Genomic DNA, 23609 nt, shown 5'->3' on the forward strand with positions numbered 1-23609 from the left:
GTATGACGTAAGGGGCATTCCGTACGAGTCACTCGAACGGGTGGACCTGGGGCCGGGGAGGCGCGCTGCGCCTCCCCGGTTCGTTCCTGCGTGTGTGAGCGAGAAGAACCACCATGACGGAAAGCGCGCCGCACGCGAGCGGCTGGCGGTCGAACGTGAGAAGCAGAAGGCCGCGGAGAGGCGTCGGCGCACGCTGATCGTGGGCGCGAGCGTCGTCTGCGTCCTGGGGCTGGCGGCGGTGATCGGCATCGTCGCCGCGAACGCGGGCAAGGACACCGGCGGCAGCTCGGGCCCGGTCGCCGCGCCCTCGGGTGCGCAGGGCAAGGACAGCCTCGCCATCCCGGTCGGTCAGGAGGGCGCGAAGTCGACGCTCACCGTCTGGGAGGACTTCCGCTGCCCGGCCTGCAAGGCCTTCGAGGCGGCGTACCGCCCGACCATCCACGAGCTGACGGACGCCGGGCAGCTGAAGGTGGAGTACCACCTGGCCACCCTCATCGACGGCAACATGGGCGGCAGCGGCTCCCGCAAGGCCGCCAACGCGGCGGCCTGCGCGCAGGACGCCGGCAAGTTCACCGCGTACCACGACGTGCTCTACGAGAACCAGCCGGAGGAGACCCAGGACGCCTACGCGGACAACGCCAAGCTCATCGAGCTCGCCGGCAAGGTCGACGGTCTCGACACCCCGGAGTTCCGCAAGTGCGTCGAGCAGGGCACGCACGACAGCTGGGTCGTGAAGTCCAACGAGGCCTTCCAGGCCGGAAAGTTCGGCGGCACCCCGACCGTGCTGCTCGACGGCAAGAACATCTACCAGGACCGGACGATGACCCCGCAGAAGCTGAAGGAGATGGTGCAGGAGGCGGCCAAGGGGTGAGTGTTCCCCGCCAGCCTGTTATGGAGCCGTAGCCGGGCTGCCTGCCGTGGGCCCGGTCCGGCACGGTAGCGTCGACCTTGCCATGGAACTTGCCTACATTCCCAGCCCGTCGCGCGGGGTGCTGCACCTCGGCCCCATTCCGCTGCGCGGCTACGCGTTCTGCATCATCATCGGCGTCTTCGTAGCCGTCTGGCTCGGCAACAAACGCTGGATCGCCCGCGGCGGGCGGGCCGGCACGGTGGCCGACATCGCGGTCTGGGCCGTGCCCTTCGGCCTGGTCGGCGGCCGGCTCTACCACGTGATCACGGACTACGAGCTGTACTTCAGCGAGGGCCGTGACTGGGTGGACGCCTTCAAGGTCTGGGAGGGCGGCCTCGGCATCTGGGGCGCCATCGCGCTCGGTGCGGTGGGCGCGTGGATCGGCTGCCGCCGCCGCGGCATCCCGCTGCCCGCCTACGCCGACGCCATCGCCCCCGGCATCGCTCTCGCCCAGGCGATCGGACGCTGGGGCAACTGGTTCAACCAGGAGCTCTACGGGCGGCCCACCGACCTGCCGTGGGCGCTGAAGATCACCTCCTCGACGGACGGCCGGGTCCCGGGCACCTACCACCCGACCTTCCTGTACGAGTCGCTGTGGTGCATCGGCGTCGCCCTGCTGGTCATCTGGGCCGACCGCCGCTTCACGCTCGGGCACGGCCGGGCGTTCGCGCTCTACGTCGCGGCGTACTGCGTGGGCCGCGGCTGGATCGAGTACATGCGGGTCGACGACGCCCACCACATCCTGGGGCTCCGCCTGAACGACTGGACCGCGCTCGTCGTCTTCCTGCTCGCGGTGGTCTACATCGTGGTGTCGGCGAAGAAGCGGCCCGGCCGGGAGACCGAGGTCGAGCCCGGTGCAGGAGCCGAGACCGACGGCGGGACCGAGGCGCAGACCGAGGACAAGGCCGGGACCGAGGACAAGGCCGAGGACAAGGCCGAGGACGAGGTGGACGGCGACGCCGGGGACAAGGCGGACGCCGAGGCGGAGCCCGAGGTCGAGGACACGCCGGCCGACCGGCCCGAGGACGCCACGGCGGCCGAGGCCGACGCGGAGGCGCAGGACGCCCCGGACGCCGAGGCGAAGGACCGGACCGAGTCGGCGGGCAAGAAGAGCTGACGCCGGACCGTACGACGACAGGGCGCCCCGGGCCGCACGGCCCGGGGCGCCCTGTCGTGTTCCGCTCGTTCCCGCGGCGCGCCGGGGCTCAGCGGCGCAGGGCCAGCGACAGCGTCCGCTGGGCCGTCGCCACCACCGCCGTGTCGACGAACCTCCCGTCCGGCAGCGCCTGGGCGCCCTGCTCCCGGGCCGCCGCCTTCACCACCGCCTCCGCCTGTTCGATCTCCTCGGCGGTGGGCAGGTAGGCGCGTTCGATGACCGGGAGCTGGCGGGGGTGGATGGCGGCGCGCCCCAGGAAGCCGAGCGCCCGGCCGTGGGCACAGGTCGCGGCCAGGCCGTCCAGGTCCCGGATGTCCGGGTGCACCGATTGAGCCGGAGGCGGCAGGCCCGCCGCCCGCGCGGCGACGACCACCCGGCAGCGTGACCAGTCGAGGCCCGTGTCACCGGGCACGCCCAGATCGGCCCGCAGATCCGACTCGCCCAGCGAGATGCCCCGCAGCGCCGGGTGGGCACGGGCGATGGCGTGGGCGTGCTCGATGCCCAGGGCCGTCTCCAGCAGGGCGTGCAGCGGCGGGGGACCGGTGCCGGCGCGGGCCGTGCGCCGCGCGATGCCGGTGATCTGCTCCGGCGAGGTCACCTTCGGCAGGCGCAGACCGGACACCCCCGGCAGGGCGGCGACGGCGTGCAGGTCGGCCGCGACCAGCGGCCCGTCCAGGGCGTTGACCCGGACGTGGACGGGGACCGGCTGCGGCTGTGAGAGCAGCTCGGCGGTGGCCGCGCGGGCGTACTCCTTGCGGTCCGGGGCGACCGCGTCCTCCAGGTCGACCACCACGACGTCGGCGCCGCAGACGAGCGCCTTGGCGACCACCTCGGGGCGGTCACCGGGGACGTACAACCAGGTCAGTGGCGTCTTCGTCATACAGCGCCCTCCGCCCGCAGGTCGGCCAGCCGGGCCGGGGTCAGGCCCAGCTCGGTCAGCACCGCGTCGGTGTCCGCGCCGTGCGGCCGGCCCGCCCAGCGGATCGCGCCGGGGGTCGCGGAGAGCCGGAAGAGGACGTTCTGCATGCGCAGCGGGCCCAGCTCGGGGTCGTCGACGGTGGTGATGGTGCCGAGGGCCGCGTACTGGGGGTCGGTCATCACCTCGCGCACGTCCTGGACGGGGGCGACCGCCGCCTCCGCCTTGTCGAAGGCCAGCAGCACCTCGTCCCGGGAGCGCTCGGCGATCCAGGAGCCGACCGCCGCGTCGAGGACGTCGGTGTGCCGGGCTCGGTCGGCGCCGGTGGCGAACCAGGGCTCGTCGATCAGTTCGGGGCGGCCGACCAGGTGCATCAGCCGTTCGGCGACCGACTGGGCGGAGGTGGAGACGGCGACCCAGCCGCCGTCGGCCGTGCGGTAGGTGCCGCGCGGGGCGTTGTTCTGGGAGCGGTTGCCGGTGCGCGGCTGCACGTGGCCGAGCTGGTCGTACCAGAGAGGCTGCGGGCCGAGGACGGTCAGGATCGGCTCGATGATCGCCATGTCGACGACCTGCCCCCGGCCCGTACGGTCGCGGGCGGCCAGCGCCGTCATCACGGCGTACGCGGTGGCCAGGCCGGCGATGGAGTCGGCCAGGCCGAACGGGGGCAGGGTCGGGGGCGCGTCCGGTTCGCCGGTGATCGCGGCGAAGCCGCTCATCGCCTCGGCGAGGGTGCCGAAGCCGGGCCGGTGCGCGTACGGACCGAACTGGCCGAAGCCGGTGACCCGGGTGAGGACCAGCCGGGGGTTGGCCGCGGACAGCTCCTCCCAGCCCAGATCCCACTTCTCCAGCGTTCCGGGGCGGAAGTTCTCGATGATCACGTCGGCCGTGGCGGCGAGCCGGAGCAGGGTCGTGCGGCCGCCGGGCTTCGACAGGTCGAGGGTGATCGTGCGCTTGTTGCGGGCGAGCAGCTTCCACCACAGCCCCACGCCGTCCTTCGACGGGCCGTGCCCCCGGGACGGGTCGGGCCTGGTCGGGTGCTCGACCTTGACGACCTCGGCGCCGAAGTCGCCGAGCATGGTGGCCGCCAGCGGGCCGGCGAAGAGGGTCGCGAGGTCGAGGACGCGCAGGCCGGTCAGCGGGGGGTCGGTGCGCGGCACGTCCGGACGCGAGGTGCCGGTGGCCGGGGAGTCGGTGTGCGGGCCGCCGGGGGCCGTGGCGTCGGTCATGCGGTGTACCGTGCCTCGATCTCGGAGCGGTACGGCATCGACGCCGACGCCCCTTCCCGCTGCACGGACAGCGCGGCCGCCGCTGCGGCCCAGGCCAGGGCCTCCCGCACGGGCCGGCCCTCACCGAGGGCCACCGCCAGCGCGCCGACGAAGGTGTCGCCCGCTCCGGTGGAGTCCACGGCGGTCACCCGGGGCGCCGGGACGGTCAGGGGTTCGGCGCCCCGGGCCGCGTACAGGCTGCCCGCCGCGCCCAGGGTGACGACCACCTCCGGCACCTGGTCGAGCAGGGCGAGCGCCGCCTCGCGCGGGTCGGTGCGGCCGGTGAGGGCGGCGGCCTCGTGTTCGTTGGGGACCAGCAGGTCGACCGCGGCGAGCAGGTCGGGCGGGAGCGGCTGGGCGGGGGCCGGCGTGAGGACCGTACGGACGCCGTGGGCGCGGGCGGCACGTGCTCCCGCGACCACCGCCCGCAGCGGGATCTCCAGCTGGAGCAGCAGGGCGTCGGCGGAGGCGAGGAGGTGGTCGTCGGCGGGGGTGAGGTGGTCCACGGTGCCGTTCGCGCCGGGCACCACGACGATCGCGTTGCCGCCCTCGTCGTCCACGACGATGTGCGCGGTGCCGGAGGGGCCCTCGGCGGTGCGCAGCAGACCGGTGCCGACGCCGGAGTCCTCCAGGGTGGAGCGCAGCAGGGTGCCGAAGGAGTCGTTGCCGACCGCGCCGATCATCGCCACGCCGGCCCCGGCGCGGGCGGCGGCGATCGCCTGGTTGGCGCCCTTGCCGCCGGGGATCGTACGGAACTCCCGTCCCGTCACGGTCTCCCCGCGCTGCGGGGCCTTCTCGACATAGGCGACGAGGTCCATGTTCGTGCTGCCGAGCACGACGATTCGGGTCATGGGCGAGATGCCTCCACGAGGGTGAGGTGGGCCAGGGTGTCGAAGCCGGTGCCGTCGAAGTCGCCGACGGAGGTGGAGAGGCGGTTCTTCAGGGGGGTGGTCCAGCGGTCGGGCAGCGCGGCGGGTGTGCCGGCGAGGAGGCCGGCGATGCTGCCGGCGGTCGCCCCGTTGGAGTCGGTGTCCCAACCGCCCGAGACGGCACGGCAGATGGAGCCGGTGAAGTCGCCGTCCGCGTGGGTGAGGGCGGCGGCGACGAGCGCGGTGTTGGGGATCGCGTGGACCCAGTGGTGGGTGGCCGAGTAACGGGCGTGGAGTTCGTCGACGACCGTGTCGAAGTCCGGCTGTTCCCGGGCCAGTTCGATGGCGTGGGTGACGGCGAGGGCCAGCCGGGAGCGGGGCGGGACCACCCTCAGGCCGGTACGCAGGCAGGCGTGGATGTCGCCCGGGCTCGGACCGGCACCGACTGCCGCGTCGCCGCAGGCGGCCGCGATGACGGCCGCCGTGAACATCGCCGCGTAGACGCCGTTCGCGGTGTGGGTGAGGGTGGCGTCGCGGTGGGCCTGCTCGGCGGCGGCCCCGGGGTCGCCGGGGTTGGTCCAGCCGTGGACATCGGCGCGGATCAGGGCGCCGATCCATTCGCGGAAGGGATTGCGGTGCCGGGCGGTGTGCGGCGGGGTGAGCCCGGCCAGGAGGTTGCGGTAGGCCAGGCGCTCGGCCGTGAAGGTGCGGCCCGCGGGAAGTTCGTCCAGCCAGACGGTGGCCACGTCGACGGTGGTGAAAGACCTGCCGTGGCGTTGCAGCAGCAGGAGGTTGAGCAACGGGTAGTTGAGATCGTCGTCCTCGGGCATGCCGTCGATGTTCTCGGCGAGCGAGGTGGGGGCCGAGCGGCGGTTCCAGGGGTGGGCGCGCAGCAGTTCCCCAGGAACGCCCCTGGCCGTGAACCAGCCGGTCAGCGGCCAGTTGCCGGCGGACCGGGCGAGGGTGCGGATGACGGTCAGGGGGAGTTTCTCGACGGGCTTGCCCAGCAGGCAGCCGGCGGCCCGGCCCAGCCAGGCGGCCTCCAGCCGGAGCGGGCCGTCCAGGGCCGGGCGGCGGCCGGGCGGGGGCGGCGCGGGCCAGTCGGGGCAGCGCGCCCTGATGGCTGTCAGGTCCGTCGGTTCCTCGTCCGCCAACCTTCCGGGCAGGTCGGCGAGTTCGTCCAGCAGGTCCTCCGCGAGCTGGCGCAGCCAGCGCGAGGCGGGATCCGGTGACGCCCCCGCCCGCAGCGGCGCGGCCCGGCCGCCCGCGGCCCGCCACCGGGCCGCGATCGCCGAGGCCTCCCGTCCGTCCTGGGCCGCCTGCCGGAGCTCGTGTCCCACCAGGTCCTCCGGTTGGACCCAGGTCAGCCGGAGCACCTCGGGCCCCCGATCTGGCAGAAGGCCGCCTCGTGGGCACGGCGCCGGCGGACGTCCCGCTCGAAGATCTCCCGGGTCACCCCGGTGAGCGTACGGCCCGGCTCCCACAGGTCCAGCCGGCTGGCCTCCGCGACCGTCTTCGCCCAGTCCTCCGGCACCGGTGAGCCCAGCGCGCCCGCCAGTGCGCCGGCCATCGTCGCGATCGAGTCGCAGTCGCGTCCGTAGTTCACCGAACCGAGCACCGCCGTCCGGTAGTCGCCGGCCGACAGCACCACCATGCCCAGGGCGACGGGGAGTTCCTCGATCGCGTGCAGTCGGGACGGGCGGCGGGCGGCCAGTGAGGGGGCGCGGTAGTCGGGGCCCACGGTGTCGAACGGGGCCACCGCCTCGCGCAGCGGGCCGAGCGCCGACTCGAACTCCGTGTACCGGGCGGCCGTCTCGCAGACCGCCTCGATCGCCGCGCGCGTGCCGTCCTTCGCCAGGGACAGACAGGCGGCCACGACCGAGTCGGGTGTCGCGCCGGGGGAGGCCGCCGCCGCGACGGCCGCCGCGAAGACACCCGCCGCCTCCCGGCCGTACGACGACTGGTGCGCGCCGGCGATGTCCAGCGCCTCCTGGTACGCGGCCGCCGGGTTGGCCGCGTTGACCAGGCCGACCGGGGCCATGTACATCGCCGCGCCGCAGTTGACGATGTTGCCGACGCCCGCCTCGCGCGGGTCGACATGGCCGTAGTGGAGGCGGGCCACCAGCCACTTCTCCGCCAGGAACACCCGTTGCAGGGGCAGGGCCTCCGCCTCCAGCTCCGGGATCCACCGGGGCTCGGTCATCAGGTCCGGCACCAGGCGGTCCGTGATCGCGTACGCGTCCAGGTGGTCGCGGACCGTGGCGTAGACCCGGACCAGCGCATGGGTCATCAAGGTGTCGTCGGTGACGTGTCCGTCGCCCTTGTGGTACGGGGCGATGGGGCGGGCGGTGCGCCATGCGTCGCCGTTCCAGGGGCCGACGACACCGTGCACGCGGCCGCCGTGGCGTTCGAGGATCTGGTCGGGGGAGTAGCCCTCGACGGGGCCGCCGAGGGCGTCGCCGACGGCCGCCCCGACCAGGGCCGCGGTGATCCGCTCGTCGAGGGGCGCCGCGTGACTTTCTTCTCCTTTGGGCGTCATGCCCCGAATCATCCTCCTGGTGCGGCCGGTTGTGTGGCTTCCAGGAGTTCGGCGAGTTCCACCAGGTCCGTGTCGGTGAGCCGGGGCAGTGCGCAGCCGGAGAGGGTGCGGCAGGTGGCGCGCCAGGACGCGGGGATCGCGGCGCCGCCGCCGAGGGCGCCGGTCAGGGCGCCGACCAGGGCCGGGGCCGAGTCCGCGACCCGGGACAGGCAGGCCGCGGCGGGGACGGCCTCCGCGATCCGGCCGTGCGCCGCGACGGCCAGGGCCAGGGCGACCGGGACCGTCTCCGCGGCGGCGATGCCGTAGCTGTAGACGTGATCGACGATCTGGTGTTCGAGGAGGGGCACGACGGCGAAGGCGCTGTCGGCCTCGCGGGCGAGCCGGAGCGCGTGCCGGGCGTTGCGGCCGATCTCCGTCTCCTCGGGCAGCTCGGCCAGCGCCGCGGCCACGCAGGTCTCCACCCCCGCGCCGGTGAGGGCCAGGGAGAGGGCCGCCGCCATCGCGCGGGCGCCGTGCACGCCGTCGCCGTCCTGGGTGTAGCGGGCGTCGAACTCGGCCAGTTCGGCGGCGAGCCGGGCGTCGCCGGGATGGGCGACGGCGAGCACACAGGCCCGTACACAGGCCGCGTCGTCGAAGTAGTGCGGATTGTCGTGGCCGGTGGCGGGCGGGCGCAGCCCGGCGGCGAGGTTGCCGAGTCCGGCCCGTACGGAGATGCGGGCGCGCAGGGGGAGGACCGCCGACTCGATCTCCGGGGCCCGGTCGGCCGCCGCCGCGACCTCGCTGGCCACGGCGTTCCAGGTCAGGTCGATGGCGGCCCGGGTGCGGCGCTCCCGGCCGAGGTCGCCGAGCACGCTGTCGTCACCGGCCCGCAGTACGGCCTCGGCCGCGAACGCCGCCCACTCGGCGTCGTCGGAGGGGCCCAGGCGCAGCGGCTCCGGGGGCTGGTTGAGGGCGATGGGGACGGGGAGCGTGGTGGTCGCGTTCTGCTCCGCGAAGGTGTCCAGCTCGCGGGTGAGCCGGCGGGTCCACTCCGGCATCCGGGCCGCGCGGTGCCGGGCGGCGGGCCAGCCGGCCGCGTCCCCGGCGGCGAGGCCGAGCAGCAGGCCCTCGATGCGGCGGGGACGGGGGTCCGGAAGGGGTGCGCAGGCGGGGGCCGGGGCGGGGGTGAGGCAGCCCGCGGCCGGCGCGGTGCCCACGCCGGCGGTGTGCGCGGCGGCTCCCGCGTCGGTGCCGTCGTCCCAGGGGCCCGGCGGCGTCATGAGCGCACCTGCGGGGTGTCGGCGCTCGCGGCGGAGGTACAGGTGCCGGACGGCGCGGGGGCGCCCGGCGCGGCGGCGGGCAGCGGCCGCCCGGGTTCGGACGTCCGCCGCAACCGCGGCCGCACCCGCTCCGGCCGCCGTACGGGCTCGGGCGTCCGTACGGGCTCCGGCCTCCACCCGGACCCGGACCGCCCTGCGGGGGCGGGGTGCGGTGCGGGGGCCGTCCGCCGTGCGGGTTCCGGCTCGGGTCCGGGGCCCGGCCGTCCTGCGGGTTTCGCTCGCGGTGCGGGTTCCGGGCGTCGTGCGGGCTCCGGCCGTCCGGTGGGCTCCGGTTCGCGTGTGGGCATGTTCCGGCTCGCGGCGTTCCCGCCGGGCCCCGCCCCGAGCCCCGGCCGTCCCGCGGGCTCCGGGCGTCCCGCGGGTTCCGGCGTGCGGGCGGGCGCGCCGTGGTGTGCGGGGGCCGGGCCGGCCGTGTCCCACTTGCCGCTCTCGTCCGGGGTCAGCAGTTCCGCCACGTCGAGGACGTGGTGGCCGGCCATGGACGGCAGGCAGCTTCCGCGGGCCGGGCCGATCGCGGCCGCCCATTCCGCCGGGATGGCGCCCTCCCCCTGGGTCGCGCCCGCCAGCGCGCCCGCCACCGCGGCCGTGGTGTCGGCGTCGCGCCCCATGTTGACCGCGGTCAGCACCGCGTCCCGGAAGTCGCCGTCGGCCGCCGCGTACGCGCCGAAGGCGAGGGCGACCGCCTCGGGGGCCAGGTCGGTCCAGGGGTAGCCGCCGATGACGACGGCGGAGCGGACCGCGCGTTCGCCGCGGTGGGCCACGGTGACCGCGCGGCGCAGGGAGCGGGCCGTCCAGGAGTCGTCGGGGACGACCGCGAGGGCGGCGGCGACGACCGTGGTCGGCCGGGCGCCCGCCATGGCCGCGGCGACCCCGGCGGCCACCGCCTGGCCGCCGTAGATGCCCTCGCCCTCGTGGCTGACCGAGCCGTCGATCGCCACCAGTCGGGCCGCCTCGGCGGGGCGGCCCGCGGCGAACACCCCGAAGGGGGCCGCGCGCATGGCGAGGCCGTCGCTCCAGGCGTGGCGGTGCTGGGCGGAGATGGGGGCGGCGAGACCGCGGCGCAGGTTCTCCAGCGTGCCGCGTTCGCTGAACCCGGCGCCCCGGAAGGGACCCTCCGCCCGGTCCGCGATCCACTCGTGCCAGGCGGCCTCCACATGGGCCGGGGTGAGCGCGCAGCCGTGCCGGGCCAGCAGCAGTCCGGAGAAGATCGCGTACTCGGTGTCGTCGGTACCGGCGGGTCTCTCGGCGACGTAGCCCTTGATGCGGCCCCAGCGGGCACGGATCTCGGACGGTCTCATGTTCTCGGCCGGTGCGCCGAGCGCGTCGCCGACGGCCAGGCCCAGCAGTGCGCCGCGGGCCCGGTCACGGAGTTCGGCGGCGTCTCCGGGCGCCGGGACCGGGGGGATGCAGGCGGTGGATGGCATGCGCGGCCTCTCCTCCGGGGGCTCCGACCAGGGCGCGGAACCCTTTGCGGATGTGTCCCACCGGAGGGGCCCGGCAGAGCCTCGGAGAACGCAGCATCACCCGGTCGACATCTGTGCAGAGGTCAACACGGATGAGCGTACGGCGGTAAAACCGCAGGTTAGCGCAGCCTTCCCTTGCTGGTGGCGGGGAATTTCACGGCGTAGTGTCGGTGTTGTCGAAAAGTGGATTCAATCTAAAGTTAGCTTTGCCTAAGCTTTCTGGGGGACCTTCATGGCGATCATCGACACCGAGGCGACGCTGCACGAGGCGCACCGCGACAATCACACGCACCGCGATGTGAACGGTGGCTGGCTGCGCCCCGCCGTGTTCGGCGCGATGGACGGCCTGGTCTCGAACCTGGCGCTGATGACGGGTGTCGCGGGCGGGGCCGTGGGTCGGCACACCATCGTGCTGACCGGGCTCGCGGGCCTCGCCGCCGGTGCCTTCTCCATGGCGGCGGGCGAGTACACCTCCGTCGCCTCGCAGCGTGAACTCGTCGAGGCCGAACTGGACGTGGAGCGGCGGGAGCTGAGAAAGCACCCGCAGGACGAGGAGGCCGAGCTCGCGGCACTGTACGAGGCGCGGGGCGTCGAGCCCGGGCTGGCCCGGGAGGTGGCGCGGCAGCTCTCGCGCGACCCCGAGCAGGCACTGGAGATACACGCCCGCGAGGAACTGGGCGTCGATCCGGGCGATCTGCCCTCGCCGCTGGTCGCCGCCGTGTCGAGCTTCGGCTCCTTCGCGCTGGGTGCGCTGCTGCCGGTCCTGCCGTACCTGCTCGGCGCCACCGTGCTGTGGCCGGCGCTGCTGCTCGCCCTGTTCGGGCTCTTCGGCTGCGGCGCCGTGGTGGCCAGGGTGACGGCCCGGTCCTGGTGGTACAGCGGTCTGCGGCAGCTCGCGCTGGGCGGCGCGGCGGCCGGTGTGACGTACGCCCTCGGCAGTTTGTTCGGAACGGCCGTAGGATAGTGCGCATGGAACTTATGCGATGGGCCGCATAAGTAACCGTTACTCGCTGGTTTCGAATGCTTAACCACTGGGCATGAGCCGTAAGCGCTGGGGCAACGAGGCTCGCGGCGTGCCGGTGGAGTGGGCGAACACGCTCCCTCCACCCCCTTTTGGGCCGACGGACACCGAACTGTTCTGCTCGGTCACCACATACTTCTCGCCACCGTGCGCGTACCCCGCCGCGACACCGTGGCGTCCGCATGTTGGAACGGAGTATCCGGTTCCCGGGAATCGCTCCATCATGTAACCTGCACGAAATTTTGCACACACTCAGCAGAGGGCCAACGTCGTCCCTCGGCACCCTCACATGCCACTTGACGACGACGGGAGAGCCGATGCGTACGCCGCGCCAGCCGTCCCAGCATTCCACGAATGGCCAGAACTGGTCCTTCATGGATGCTCGCCCTGCTGCGCAGGGTATGTACGACCCCCGCAACGAAAAGGACGCCTGTGGCGTCGGCTTCGTGGCCACCCTCACCGGGGAGGCGAGCCATGCGCTGGTCGAGCAGGCCCTCACGGTGCTGCGCAACCTCGAACACCGAGGCGCCACCGGCTCCGAGCCCGACTCCGGCGACGGCGCGGGCATCCTCTCGCAGGTCCCGGACGCCTTCTTCCGCGAGGTGGCCGGCTTTGAACTCCCCGAGGCCGGCGGATACGCCGTCGGCATCGCCTTCCTGCCCGAGGACGGCACCGAGGAGGTCGTCGCGCGCATCGAGGCGATCGCCGCCGAGGAGGGCCTGACGGTCCTCGGCTGGCGCGAGGTCCCCGTCGCCCCCGCGCTGCTGGGTGCCACCGCCCGTTCGACGATGCCCGCCTTCCGGCAGATCTTCGTCTCCGGCGGAGACCACCGCAGGGGCATCGAGCTCGACCGCACGGCCTTCGTGCTGCGCAAGCGCGCCGAGCGCGAGGCGGGGGTCTACTTCCCCTCCCTCTCCGCCCGCACGATCGTCTACAAGGGCATGCTGACCACCGGTCAACTGGAGCCCTTCTTCCCGGACCTGTCCGACCGCCGCTTCGCCTCCGCGATCGCGCTCGTCCACTCGCGCTTCTCCACGAACACCTTCCCCTCGTGGCCGCTGGCGCACCCGTACCGCTTCGTCGCGCACAACGGTGAGATCAACACCGTCAAGGGCAACCGCAACTGGATGGTCGCCCGCGAGTCCCAGCTGGCCTCCGAGCTCTTCGAGGACAAGGGCAAGCTGGAGCGGATCTTCCCCGTCTGCACGCCCGACGCCTCCGACTCGGCGTCCTTCGACGAGGTGCTCGAACTGCTCCACCTCGGCGGCCGCTCGCTGCCGCACTCCGTGCTGATGATGATCCCGGAGGCGTGGGAGAACCACGACTCCATGGACCCGGCCCGGCGCGCCTTCTACCAGTTCCACTCCACGATGATGGAGCCCTGGGACGGCCCGGCCTGTGTCACCTTCACCGACGGCACCCAGGTCGGCGCCGTGCTCGACCGCAACGGTCTGCGCCCCGGCCGCTACTGGGTGACCGACGACGGCCTCGTCGTCCTCGGCTCCGAGGTCGGCGTGCTCGACATCGAGCCCTCCCGCGTGGTCCGCAAGGGCCGCCTCCAGCCCGGCAAGATGTTCCTCGTCGACACCGCCGAGCACCGCATCATCGAGGATGACGAGATCAAGGCCCAGCTCGCCGCCGAGAACCCGTACGCGGAGTGGCTGGAGGCCGGCGAGATCGAGCTGTCCGACCTGCCCGAGCGCGAGCACATCGTCCACACCCACGCCTCGGTCACCCGCCGCCAGCAGACCTTCGGTTACACCGAGGAGGAGCTGCGCGTCATCCTCGCCCCGATGGCCAAGTCCGGCGCCGAGCCGATCGGTTCGATGGGCACCGACTCGCCGATCGCCGCGCTCAGCGAGCGCCCGCGGCTGCTCTTCGACTACTTCACGCAGCTGTTCGCGCAGGTCACCAACCCGCCGCTGGACGCGATCCGCGAGGAACTGGTCACCTCCCTGCGCTCGTCGCTGGGCCCGCAGGGCAACCTGCTCGACCCGACCGCCGCGTCCTGCCGCACCGTCGTGCTGCCCTTCCCGGTCATCGACAACGACGAGCTGGCCAAGCTCATCCACGTCAACGCCGACGGCGACATGCCCGGCTTCAAGGCCGCGACCCTGTCCGGTCTGTACCGGGTGCACGGCGGCGGCGACGCCCTCGCCGCGCGCATCGCCGAGATCTGCGCCGAGGCCGACGCGGCCATCGGCAACGGCGCCCGGCTGATCGTCCTGTCGGACCGTCACTCCGACGCCGAGCACGCGCCGATCCCCTCGCTGCTGCTCACCGCGGCCGTCCACCACCACCTCATCCGCACCAAGCAGCGCACCCACGTGGGCCTGCTGGTCGAGGCCGGCGACGTCCGCGAGGTCCACCACGTCGCCCTGCTCATCGGCTTCGGCGCCGCGGCCGTCAACCCCTACCTGGCGATGGAGTCCGTCGAGGACCTCGTCCGCGCGGGCACCTTCCTGTCGGACATCGAGCCCGAGCAGGCCATCCGCAACCTGATCTACGCGCTCGGCAAGGGCGTCCTGAAGGTCATGTCCAAGATGGGCATCTCCACCGTCGCCTCCTACCGCGGCGCCCAGGTCTTCGAGGCCGTCGGCCTCGACACCGCCTTCGTCGAGAAGTACTTCAACGGCACCGCCACCAAGATCGGCGGCGTCGGCATCGACGTCGTCGCCAAGGAGGTCGCCGCCCGCCACGCCAAGGCGTACCCGGCCAGCGGCATCGCGCCCGCCCACCGCGCCCTGGAGATCGGCGGCGAGTACCAGTGGCGCCGCGAGGGCGAACCGCACCTGTTCGACCCGGAGACGGTCTTCCGCCTCCAGCACTCCACGCGCACCGCCCGCTACGACATCTTCAAGAAGTACACGGACCGCGTGAACGAGCAGTCCGAGCGGCTGATGACGCTGCGCGGCCTGTTCGGCTTCGGCTCCGACCGCCCGTCGATCTCCGTCGACGAGGTCGAGCCGGTCAGCGAGATCGTCAAGCGCTTCTCCACCGGCGCCATGTCGTACGGCTCCATCTCCAAGGAGGCGCACGAGACCCTCGCCATCGCCATGAACCAGCTGGGCGGCAAGTCCAACACCGGTGAGGGCGGCGAGGACCCGGACCGTCTGTACGACCCGGCGCGCCGCTCGTCGATCAAGCAGGTCGCCTCCGGCCGCTTCGGCGTCACCTCCGAGTACCTCGTCAACGCCGACGACATCCAGATCAAGATGGCCCAGGGCGCCAAGCCCGGCGAGGGCGGCCAGCTGCCCGGCCACAAGGTCTACCCGTGGGTGGCCAAGACCCGGCACAGCACCCCCGGTGTCGGTCTGATCTCCCCGCCGCCGCACCACGACATCTACTCCATCGAGGACCTGGCTCAGCTGATCCACGACCTCAAGAACGCCAACCCGAAGGCCCGCATCCACGTGAAGCTGGTCTCCGAGGTCGGCGTCGGCACGGTCGCGGCCGGTGTGTCCAAGGCGCACGCGGACGTGGTCCTCATCTCCGGTCACGACGGCGGCACCGGTGCCTCCCCGCTGACCTCGCTCAAGCACGCGGGCGGCCCCTGGGAGCTCGGCCTCGCCGAGACCCAGCAGACCCTGCTGCTCAACGGCCTGCGCGACCGGATCGTCGTGCAGACCGACGGCCAGCTCAAGACCGGCCGCGACGTCGTCATCGCCGCGCTGCTGGGCGCCGAGGAGTTCGGTTTCGCGACCGCGCCGCTCGTCGTCTCCGGCTGCGTCATGATGCGCGTCTGCCACCTGGACACCTGCCCGGTCGGCATCGCCACCCAGAACCCGCAGCTGCGCGAGCGGTTCGCCGGCAAGGCCGAGTACGTCGTGAACTTCTTCAAGTTCATCGCCGAGGAGGTCCGCGAGATCCTCGCCGAGCTCGGCTTCCGCTCGATCGAGGAGGCCGTCGGCCACGCCGAGGCGCTCGACGTCACCCGTGCCGTCGACCACTGGAAGGCCCAGGGCCTGGACCTGGCCCCGCTCTTCTACGTGCCCGAACTGCCCGAGGGCGCGGCCCTGCACCAGGTCGTCGAGCAGGACCACGGCCTGGAGAAGGCGCTCGACAACGAGCTGATCAAGCTCGCCGCCGACGCGCTCGCCGCGGACTCCGCGACCGAGGCGCAGCCGGTGCGCGCCCAGGTCGCCATCCGCAACATCAACCGCACGGTCGGCACCATGCTCGGCCACGAGGTGACGAAGAAGTTCGGCGGCGCGGGCCTGCCCGACGACACCGTCGACATCACCTTCACCGGCTCGGCCGGCCAGTCCTTCGGCGCCTTCCTGCCGCGCGGCGTCACGCTGCGCCTGGAGGGCGACGCCAACGACTACGTCGGCAAGGGCCTGTCCGGCGGCCGCGTGATCGTCCGCCCGGACCGGGGCGCCGACCACCTCGCCGAGTACTCCACGATCGCGGGCAACACCATCGCCTACGGCGCCACCGGCGGCGAACTGTTCCTGCGCGGTCGTACGGGCGAGCGGTTCTGCGTCCGCAACTCCGGCGCGCTGGTGGTCTCCGAGGGCGTGGGCGACCACGGCTGCGAGTACATGACCGGCGGCCGCGCGGTGGTCCTCGGCGAGACGGGCCGGAACTTCGCGGCCGGCATGTCCGGCGGCATCGCGTACGTGATCGACCTCGACCGCGACAACGTCAACGTCGCCAGCGTCGGCGCCGTCGAGGCACTCGACGACACCGACCGGCAGTGGCTGCACGACGTGGTGCGCCGCCACCAGGAGGAGACCGGCTCCACGGTCGCCGAGAAGCTGCTCGCCGAGTGGGACACCGCGGTGAACCGCTTCAGCAAGATCATCCCCAGCGCCTACAAGGCAGTGCTCGCCGCCAAGGACGCCGCCGAGCGAGACGGTCTGTCCGAGACCGAGATCACCGAGAAGATGATGGAGGCGGCGATCAATGGCTGATCCGAAGGGCTTTCTCAACCACGGCCGCGAGGTCGCCAAGTCCCGTCCCGTCGAGGTGCGCCTGAAGGACTGGAACGAGGTCTACGTCCCCGGCTCCCTGCTGCCGATCATCAGCAAGCAGGCCGGCCGCTGCATGGACTGCGGCATCCCGTTCTGTCACAACGGCTGCCCGCTGGGGAACCTGATCCCCGAGTGGAACGACTACGCCTACCGCGAGGACTGGGCCGCCGCCTCCGAGCGCCTGCACGCCACCAACAACTTCCCGGAGTTCACGGGCCGCCTGTGCCCCGCTCCCTGCGAGTCGGCGTGTGTGCTCGGCATCAACCAGCCGGCCGTCACCATCAAGAACGTCGAGGTCTCGATCATCGACAAGGCGTGGGAGACCGGCGACGTCGCCGCGCGGGCCCCGGAGCGCCTGTCCGGCAAGACCGTCGCGGTCATCGGCTCGGGCCCGGCGGGCCTGGCCGCCGCCCAGCAGCTCACCCGGGCCGGCCACACCGTCGCCGTGTACGAGCGCGCCGACCGCGTCGGCGGCCTGCTGCGCTACGGCATCCCCGAGTTCAAGATGGAGAAGCGGCACATCAACCGCCGTATCGAGCAGATGCGCGCGGAGGGCACTCGCTTCCGTACCGGTGTCGAGATCGGCGTCGACCTCAAGGCGACCGACCTGAAGAAGCGGTACGACGCGGTCGTCATCGCCGCCGGCGCCACCACCGCCCGCGACCTGCCGGTCCCGGGCCGTGACCTCAATGGTGTCCACCAGGCGATGGAGTACCTGCCCCTGGCCAACAAGGTCCAGGAAGGCGACTTCGTGGCGCCGCCGATCTCGGCCGAGGGCAAGCACGTCGTGGTCATCGGCGGTGGCGACACCGGCGCCGACTGCGTGGGCACCGCCCACCGCCAGGGCGCGGCCTCCGTCACGCAGCTGGAGATCATGCCCCGCCCGAACGACGAGCGGCACCCGCTGGCCCAGCCCTGGCCGACCTTCCCCATGCTGTACAAGGTCACCTCCGCGCACGAGGAGGGCGGCGAGCGCGTCTACTCCGTCTCGACCACCCACTTCGAGGGCGACGAGGACGGCAACGTCCAGTGGCTGCACCTGACCGAGGTGGAGTTCGTCGACGGCAAGCTGACCGCCAAGCCGGGCACGGAGCGCAAGATCCCCGCCCAGCTGGTGACGCTGGCGATGGGCTTCACCGGCACCGACCGGGAGAACGGCCTGGTGGAGCAGTTCGCCCTGGAGCTCGACGAGCGCGGCAACGTCGCCCGCGACGCCGACTTCCAGACCAACGTGCCGGGAGTGTTCGTCGCCGGTGACGCCGGCCGCGGTCAGTCCCTCATCGTGTGGGCGATCGCCGAGGGCCGCTCGGCGGCCAGGGGCGTCGACCGCTTCCTGACGGGCGCCAGCGATCTGCCGGCCCCGATCCGTCCGACGGACCGCTCGCTCATGGTCTGACGGATCCGACGGGTCCCGTAAAAGACGTCCCGTACAAAGGCGTACGGAACACAGACGGCGCCTGCCCGCCTCCCCGACCGGAACTGGGCAGGCGCCGTCGCATGTCCGCGCTCAGATCGCGGTGAACTGCGCGACCTTCGCCGCGGCGCACACCGCCAGCAGGACCAGCAGGGCCACACACACTCCCGCCTGCACCAGCGCGCGCCGCCCGTCGCGGGGCGCGTACGCGTAGGCCAGGGTCACCACCGCGCCCGTCAGCAGGCCGCCGAGGTGCCCCTGCCAGGAGGTCTGTCCGGCGGAGAGGGCCATCCAGAGCACCAGGCCGATCATGAGCCGGTTGACGGGCTCCATGTCGGCGCCCATGCGGCGGGCCATGACGTAGTAGGCGGCGCCCAGCCCGAAGATCGCGCCGGACGCGCCGACGGTGAGGTCGCCCGGCGCGATCAGCAGCACCAGGACCGACCCGCCGAGCGCCGACAGCAGGTACAGGGCGAGATAGCGGACGCGGCCCAGCTGGCCCTCCACCATCCGGCCCAGGCTCCACAGGCACGCCATGTTCATCACGATGTGCAGGATGCCGAACGAGCCGTCGGTGAGCCGCATGTGGAGGAAGGCACCGGTCAGCAGCCGGTACCACTCCCCGCCCGCGAGCCCCTCCGCGGTGTAGTCCGCGGAGTACGGGTACTGCCACAGGTAGTGCCCGCCGTCCGCGTCCACCAGCCCCGCGCCCAGCATCCCGAAGCGGTCCACGATCTCGGGGCGTATCAACTCGCCCAGGTAGGCGAGGACGTTGAGCCCGATCAGGACGTACGTCACCAGCGGCACGGCCGTGATCCGGCCGCCGAAGGCGGTGCGGGCCTGACGCACCGAACGCGCGCCCTCCCGTACGCACTCCACGCACTGATGGCCGACGGCGGCCTCCCGCATGCAGTCCGGACAGATGTAGCGGTCGCAGCGGGTGCAGCGGACGTGGGACTCCACCTTGGGATGGCGGTAGCAGGTGGTGACGGTGGACTCGGACTCCACAGTCGGCTCCTCGGAAAAAGGGTGGGAAGGGCAGTGAGCCGGTGGGGACGGCGGGAACAAACTATCGAACGGTCGTGGGGCGAAACGGAGGCGGGGCGACGGTGCCGTAACCTCGCACGAAGCGGTTGGAGCGGAGGGGGAGTCCGTATGTCGGCGATCAGTCTCAGCAAGGTGCAACAGAGCGCTCCCGCACTGGTGGACCTGTACAAGCGGGCCGGGACGTCCCTCGACCGGCACGGGCTGGGCGGACTGCGGGCCGCGGTCTACCTCGTCGTCGACTACTCCGGCTCCATGAAGCCCTACTACAAGGACGGCAGCGTGCAGGCGCTCGCCGACCGGGTGCTCGGACTGTCCGCGCACCTCGACGACGACGGCCGCGTCCCGGTGGTCTTCTTCTCCACGGACATCGACGCCGTCACCGACATCGCGCTCGACGACCACCAGGGGCGCGTCGAGCGGATCGTGGCCGGACTCGGCCACATGGGCAGGACCAGTTACCACCTGGCGATGGACGCCGTGATCGACCACTACCTCGACAGCGGCTCAACCGCCCCCGCCCTGGTGGTCTTCCAGACCGACGGCGGTCCGATCAACAAGCTCGCCGCCGAACGCTATCTGTGCAAGGCGGCGAGACTGCCGCTGTTCTGGCAGTTCGTCGGCTTCGGCGACCCGCACAGCGGCCAGTTCGACTATCTGCGCAGGCTCGACGAACTCGCCGTGCCGGACAAGCGGGTGGTCGACAACGCCGGCTTCTTCCACGCGGGCACCGACCCCCGCAAGGTCCCGGACGCGGAGCTCTACGACCGACTGCTGGGCGACTTCCCGAAGTGGCTCGTGGCGGCCCGGGCGGCGGGGATCGTCCGCTGACCTTCGGGCCGGCCGCTCGTACGGGCCCACGGCCGTGGGCGGTCTCACACCGAGGCCAACCGGCCGCGGCGGCCCGCGGGTTGGCTTGGGCGCACCGGCGTGCCACCCTGAGGTTGATCCGAGGGGGAGGCCGCACATGGACGGCGCACGATCGGTGAACGAAGCGACGGGGCAGGCGAGTTCGGCCCGCCGGGGCGATCCCGGCAAGGGAGAGAAGCTCGCCGACTGGGCCGACGGACGGCTCGGCCTCTACGCGTTGGCCAAGGCCAACATGCGCAAGGTGTTCCCGGACCACTGGTCCTTCATGCTCGGCGAGGTCTGCCTCTACAGCTTTCTCATCCTGATCCTCACCGGGGTCTATCTCACCCTGTTCTTCGAACCGAGCGGAGCCGAGGTCGCCTACCACGGCCCGTACGCCCCGCTCAACGGCGTCCTGATGACCAAGGCCTACGCGTCCACCCTCGACATCAGCTTCGAGGTGCGCGGCGGGCTGCTGATCCGGCAGATCCACCACTGGGCGGCGCTGGTCTTCGTCACCGGCATGCTCGTGCACATGATGCGGGTGTTCTTCACCGGCGCCTTCCGCAAACCGCGCGAGGTCAACTGGCTCTTCGGCTGGACCCTGCTGATGCTCGGCATCCTCACCGGCCTGACCGGCTACTCGCTCCCCGACGACCTGCTCTCCGGCACCGGCATCCGCTTCGCCGACGGCGCGATCCTGTCCATCCCGGTCGTGGGGACGTACATCTCGTTCTTCCTCTTCGGCGGCGAGTTCCCGGGGCACGACATCATCTCCCGGCTGTTCCCGGTCCACGTCCTGCTGCTGCCCGGGATCATGCTCGGCCTGGTGGTGGCCCACCTGATCCTGGTCTTCTACCACAAGCACACCCAGTACCCGGGCCCCGGCCGCGACCAGAAGTCGGTCGTCGGGATGCCCTTCCTGCCGGTCTACATGGCCAAGGCGGGCGGCTTCTTCTTCCTCACCTTCGGCGTGCTGGCCGTCATGGGCGGCATCGCCAGCATCAACCCCGTCTGGGCCTTCGGCCCCTACCGGCCCGACCTGGTCACCACCGGCGCCCAGCCCGACTGGTACCTCGGCTTCTCCGAGGGGCTGATCCGGGTGATGCCGGGCTGGGAGATCAACGCCTGGGGACACACCCTGGTACCGGGCGTCCTCATCCCGTTCTCGCTCTTCCCGCTGATCCTGCTGGCCCTCGGCGTCTACCCCTTCGTGGAAGCCTGGATCACCGGCGACCGGCGCGAGCACCACATCCTGGACCGGCCGCGCAACATGCCCGTGCGCACCGGCCTCGGCGCGGCCTGGCTCAGCCTGTACGGCGTGCTGCTGATCGGCGGCGGCAACGACATCGTCGCCACCCATCTGCACCTGTCCATCAACGCGATCACCTGGTTCGTGCGGATCGGCGTCTTCGTCCTGCCCGTGCTCACCTTCATCGTCACCAAGCGGATCTGCCTGGGGCTCCAGCGCCGCGACCGGGACAGCGTGCTGCACGGCAGGGAGACCGGCACCATCAAGCGGCTGCCGCACGGCGAGTACGTCGAGGTCCACGAACCGCTGCCGCAGGGACGCCTGTTCACCCTCACCCAGCACGAGCAGAACCCGCCGTACGAGATCGGCCCACGCGTCGACGCGGGCGGGGTGCGCCGGCCGGTCACCGTCTCCCAGCGGGTACGCGAACGGCTGGCCCGCGCGATGTTCGGGCCCGGGACACACATACCGAAGCCCACCCCGGAGGAGCACCGGGAACTCACCGAGGGCGGCCACCACCACTGAGCACCACGTCCCGGCACTCGTCCGGACTGCCCCAGGCGGCCAGCAGGACGCGGGCCTTGGCCAGCCACAGGGACAGGTCGAACTCCGCCGTGTAGCCGATCGCGCCGTGCAACTGCAACGCCGTACGGGCCGTGGCGTACGCCGCCTCGCAGGCGCTCACCTTCGCCGCGGCCACGTCCGCCGGGTCCATCGTCAGCGCCGCGCCCAGGACCAGGGGGCGGGCGAACTCCAGGGCGATCCTGGCGTCGGCCAGCCGGTGCTTGACCGCCTGGAACGAACCCACCGGCACCCCGAACTGGATCCGCCGCCCCACATGGGCCACCGTCCGGTCCAGCAGCGCCAGGCCGACGCCGAGGGCCTGCGCCGAGGTGGCCAGCCGGGCCCACAGCAGGGCCTGCGCCCACGGCGGCTGCGGGTCGAGCAGTTCCCCGCCCGGCAGCAGGGGAGTGAGCCGGCGGACCGGGTCCAGGGACGGGCGCACCGGACCGTGGCCGGGGGCCAGCAGCAGACCCCCGGGCGTGAGCGCGAGGAGAAGGTCCGCCGTGTCGCCGTCCAGCGCGCAGCCGTCCGGTCCGGCCGACAGTGTCGCCGTCAGGGTGCCGTCGGCCAGCGACGGCAGGAAGCGCTTCGCCGGGCCAGGCTGCGCCGACCCGCCCAGCAGCACCGCGGCCGCGACCGTCTCCACCAGCGGGCCCGGCGTCGCGTGCCTGCCCAACTCCACGAAGGCGAGCGCGAGTTCGACCGGGTGCGGTCCCAGCCCCGCGTACTCCTCGGGCACCGCGAGCGCGAACACCCCCGCCTGCGCGATCCGGGACCACAGCGCCCGGCCGTCGGCGCTCTCGCCCCGCCCCCAGGCCCGGGCCACCGCGGGCGGACCGGCGGACGTCAGCATCGCGTCGAGCGAGCGCGCGAACTCCCGCTGTCCGGCGTCGAGGAGGAAACGCATCAGCGGCGTCCCTTCGGCAGGCCGAGCAGCCGCTCGGCGACGATGTCGCGCTGGATCTCGTTGGTGCCCGCGTAGATCGGGCCCGCGAGGGCGAAGACATAGCGCTCGCACCAGTCGGAGTCCGCCGCCTCGCCGTCGGGGCCCAGCAGATCCAGGGCCGTCTCGTGCAGCGCGATGTCGTACTCCGACCAGAAGACCTTGTTCACACTGGCCTCCGGGCCGATCCGGCCGCCGTCCAGGAAACGGGCCGCGGCCGCATAGGTGTACAACTGGTGGGCGCGGGCGCCGATCAGCGCGTCCGCGACCCGGTCCCGCGCGTGCGCCGGGCAGCCCCGCTCCCGCCACAGCCGCAGCAGCCGGTCGGCGGAGGCGAGGAAACGGCCCGGGGAGCGCAGGGTGAGACCGCGCTCGTCGGCGGCCGTCGACATCGCGACCCGCCAGCCCTGCCCCGCCTCCCCGACGACGTCCTCGTCCGGGACGAACACCTCGTCCAGGAACACCTCCGCGAACGCCGGTCTGCCGTCCAGCCGCCCGACGGGGCGCACCGTGACGCCGGGCGCGCGCAGATCGAACATCAGGCACGTCAGGCCCTGATGGGGTCTCGGCAGGCCGGGCTCGCTGCGGAACAGGCCGAACGCCCGGTCCGCGAACGCGGCCCGCGACGACCATGTCTTCTGTCCGCTCAACAGCCAGCCGCCGTCCGTGCGCACGGCCTTCGAGCGCAGCGACGCCAGGTCCGAGCCCGCCTCCGGCTCCGACCACGCCTGCGCCCAGACCACCTCGCCGCGGGCCATCGGCGGCAGCACCCGGGCGCGCTGCTCCTCGGTGCCGTGCTCGAAGAGGGTCGGGGCGAGCAGGCCGATGCCGTTCTGGCCGACGCGGCCGGGCGCGCCCGCCGCGTAGTACTCCTCCTCGAACACCAGCCACCTGATCAGCCCCGCGTCCCGGCCGCCGTACCGGGCCGGCCAGTCGACCACCGACCAGCGGTCCGCGGCCAGTTCGGCCTCCCAGGCGCGATGCGCCGCGAAGCCCTCCGCGGTCTCCAGGGACGGCAGCGGGGTGCGCGGCACATGCGCGCCGAGCCAGGCGCGGACCTCGGCGCGGAAGGCCTCGTCGGCCGGAGCGTGGGTGAGGTCCACGGTCGC

16 protein-coding genes and 1 pseudogene are annotated in these 23609 nt (G+C 72.8%); 7 read left to right on the forward strand and 10 right to left on the reverse strand.

Going from position 1 to position 23609, the window contains the following annotated elements; all coding sequences use genetic code 11:
• Positions 1–94: 94 nt before the first annotated feature.
• Both ACZ7OY_RS05360 and lgt read left to right on the forward strand, forming a co-directional pair.
• A complete protein-coding gene (locus ACZ7OY_RS05360; protein WP_471910122.1) occupies positions 95–871 on the forward strand; it encodes a DsbA family protein in 777 nt (258 codons plus the stop codon).
• 82 nt (positions 872–953) lie between these two features.
• Positions 954–2027, forward strand: a complete 1074-nt coding sequence (gene lgt, locus ACZ7OY_RS05365; RefSeq protein ID WP_471910123.1) for a prolipoprotein diacylglyceryl transferase — start codon at positions 954–956, stop codon at positions 2025–2027.
• Between the two features lie 88 nt (positions 2028–2115).
• Here the strand turns inward: lgt and ACZ7OY_RS05370 are convergent, their stop codons facing one another.
• The 7 genes and pseudogenes from ACZ7OY_RS05370 to ACZ7OY_RS05400 all read right to left on the reverse strand — a co-directional run.
• The gene (locus ACZ7OY_RS05370) at positions 2116–2946 is read right to left on the reverse strand and encodes an HpcH/HpaI aldolase/citrate lyase family protein (protein WP_471910124.1); all 831 of its coding nucleotides are present in this window, start codon (positions 2944–2946) and stop codon (positions 2116–2118) included.
• Positions 2943–4208, reverse strand: coding sequence for a CaiB/BaiF CoA transferase family protein (locus ACZ7OY_RS05375; RefSeq protein ID WP_471910125.1), 1266 nt, complete (start codon positions 4206–4208; stop codon positions 2943–2945). The genes ACZ7OY_RS05370 and ACZ7OY_RS05375 overlap by 4 nt, the downstream gene beginning before the upstream one ends.
• Positions 4205–5098, reverse strand: coding sequence for a ribokinase (gene rbsK / locus ACZ7OY_RS05380; protein WP_471910126.1), 894 nt, complete (start codon positions 5096–5098; stop codon positions 4205–4207). Before rbsK ends, ACZ7OY_RS05375 begins: the two co-directional genes overlap by 4 nt.
• Positions 5095–6492 (reverse strand): ADP-ribosylglycohydrolase family protein, encoded by a 1398-nt coding sequence (locus ACZ7OY_RS05385; RefSeq protein WP_471910127.1) that lies wholly within the window; start codon positions 6490–6492, stop codon positions 5095–5097. The genes rbsK and ACZ7OY_RS05385 overlap by 4 nt, the downstream gene beginning before the upstream one ends.
• Complete coding sequence (locus ACZ7OY_RS05390; RefSeq protein WP_471910128.1) at positions 6480–7655, reverse strand: ADP-ribosylglycohydrolase family protein; 1176 nt, start codon at positions 7653–7655, stop codon at positions 6480–6482. The genes ACZ7OY_RS05385 and ACZ7OY_RS05390 overlap by 13 nt, the downstream gene beginning before the upstream one ends.
• 8 nt (positions 7656–7663) lie before the next feature.
• Positions 7664–8914: an ADP-ribosylglycohydrolase family protein gene (locus tag ACZ7OY_RS05395; protein ID WP_471910129.1), complete on the reverse strand. Its 1251-nt coding sequence runs from the start codon at positions 8912–8914 to the stop codon at positions 7664–7666.
• Positions 8915–9390: 476 nt separating this feature from the next.
• Positions 9391–10398: pseudogene (locus tag ACZ7OY_RS05400) on the reverse strand (ADP-ribosylglycohydrolase family protein); the annotation flags it as partial.
• Between the two features lie 271 nt (positions 10399–10669).
• Here ACZ7OY_RS05400 and ACZ7OY_RS05405 point away from each other — a divergent pair.
• The 3 genes from ACZ7OY_RS05405 (at position 10670) to ACZ7OY_RS05415 (ending at position 17830) form a co-directional block, all read left to right on the forward strand.
• Positions 10670–11401, forward strand: coding sequence for a VIT1/CCC1 transporter family protein (locus ACZ7OY_RS05405; protein WP_471910130.1), 732 nt, complete (start codon positions 10670–10672; stop codon positions 11399–11401).
• A 458-nt stretch (positions 11402–11859) separates the two neighbouring features.
• Complete coding sequence (gltB, locus tag ACZ7OY_RS05410; RefSeq protein WP_471910376.1) at positions 11860–16374, forward strand: glutamate synthase large subunit; 4515 nt, start codon at positions 11860–11862, stop codon at positions 16372–16374.
• Positions 16367–17830, forward strand: coding sequence for a glutamate synthase subunit beta (locus ACZ7OY_RS05415; protein WP_471910131.1), 1464 nt, complete (start codon positions 16367–16369; stop codon positions 17828–17830). The genes gltB and ACZ7OY_RS05415 overlap by 8 nt, the downstream gene beginning before the upstream one ends.
• A gap of 111 nt (positions 17831–17941) precedes the next feature.
• On the opposite strand, the gene ACZ7OY_RS05420 is transcribed toward ACZ7OY_RS05415, so the two are convergent.
• Positions 17942–18856 (reverse strand): rhomboid family intramembrane serine protease, encoded by a 915-nt coding sequence (locus ACZ7OY_RS05420; protein ID WP_471910132.1) that lies wholly within the window; start codon positions 18854–18856, stop codon positions 17942–17944.
• A 147-nt stretch (positions 18857–19003) separates the two neighbouring features.
• Here ACZ7OY_RS05420 and ACZ7OY_RS05425 point away from each other — a divergent pair, with 147 nt between their 5' ends.
• Positions 19004–19723: a vWA domain-containing protein gene (locus ACZ7OY_RS05425; RefSeq protein WP_471910133.1), complete on the forward strand. Its 720-nt coding sequence runs from the start codon at positions 19004–19006 to the stop codon at positions 19721–19723.
• Between the two features lie 136 nt (positions 19724–19859).
• Entirely contained in the window at positions 19860–21518 is a 1659-nt protein-coding gene (gene qcrB, locus ACZ7OY_RS05430; RefSeq protein WP_471910134.1) for a cytochrome bc1 complex cytochrome b subunit, read from the forward strand.
• On the opposite strand, the gene ACZ7OY_RS05435 is transcribed toward qcrB, so the two are convergent.
• Together ACZ7OY_RS05435 and ACZ7OY_RS05440 are read right to left on the reverse strand one after the other, a co-directional pair.
• Positions 21493–22464 carry an acyl-CoA dehydrogenase family protein gene (locus ACZ7OY_RS05435; protein WP_471910135.1) on the reverse strand — a complete coding sequence of 324 codons (972 nt, stop codon included), beginning with the start codon at positions 22462–22464 and terminating at the stop codon, positions 21493–21495. The two genes, qcrB and ACZ7OY_RS05435, sit on opposite strands and share 26 nt — an antisense overlap.
• The gene (locus tag ACZ7OY_RS05440; protein WP_471910377.1) at positions 22464–23603 is read right to left on the reverse strand and encodes an acyl-CoA dehydrogenase family protein; all 1140 of its coding nucleotides are present in this window, start codon (positions 23601–23603) and stop codon (positions 22464–22466) included. The genes ACZ7OY_RS05435 and ACZ7OY_RS05440 overlap by 1 nt, the downstream gene beginning before the upstream one ends.
• Positions 23604–23609 lie beyond the last annotated feature (6 nt).

Source organism: Streptomyces sp. NPDC107559 (genome assembly GCF_055657365.1).

Bases quoted from the DNA above. Each gene is read 5' to 3' on its own strand.
- lgt (WP_471910123.1), top strand. From the start codon at position 954: ATGGAACTTGCCTACATTCCCAGCCCGTCGCGCGGGGTGCTGCACCTC.
- ACZ7OY_RS05370 (WP_471910124.1), bottom strand. From the start codon at position 2,946: ATGACGAAGACGCCACTGACCTGGTTGTACGTCCCCGGTGACCGCCCC.
- ACZ7OY_RS05375 (WP_471910125.1), bottom strand. From the start codon at position 4,208: ATGACCGACGCCACGGCCCCCGGCGGCCCGCACACCGACTCCCCGGCC.
- rbsK (WP_471910126.1), bottom strand. From the start codon at position 5,098: ATGACCCGAATCGTCGTGCTCGGCAGCACGAACATGGACCTCGTCGCC.
- ACZ7OY_RS05390 (WP_471910128.1), bottom strand. From the start codon at position 7,655: ATGACGCCCAAAGGAGAAGAAAGTCACGCGGCGCCCCTCGACGAGCGG.
- ACZ7OY_RS05395 (WP_471910129.1), bottom strand. From the start codon at position 8,914: ATGACGCCGCCGGGCCCCTGGGACGACGGCACCGACGCGGGAGCCGCC.
- ACZ7OY_RS05405 (WP_471910130.1), top strand. From the start codon at position 10,670: ATGGCGATCATCGACACCGAGGCGACGCTGCACGAGGCGCACCGCGAC.
- gltB (WP_471910376.1), top strand. From the start codon at position 11,860: ATGTACGACCCCCGCAACGAAAAGGACGCCTGTGGCGTCGGCTTCGTG.
- ACZ7OY_RS05415 (WP_471910131.1), top strand. From the start codon at position 16,367: ATGGCTGATCCGAAGGGCTTTCTCAACCACGGCCGCGAGGTCGCCAAG.
- ACZ7OY_RS05425 (WP_471910133.1), top strand. From the start codon at position 19,004: ATGTCGGCGATCAGTCTCAGCAAGGTGCAACAGAGCGCTCCCGCACTG.
- qcrB (WP_471910134.1), top strand. From the start codon at position 19,860: ATGGACGGCGCACGATCGGTGAACGAAGCGACGGGGCAGGCGAGTTCG.
- ACZ7OY_RS05435 (WP_471910135.1), bottom strand. From the start codon at position 22,464: ATGCGTTTCCTCCTCGACGCCGGACAGCGGGAGTTCGCGCGCTCGCTC.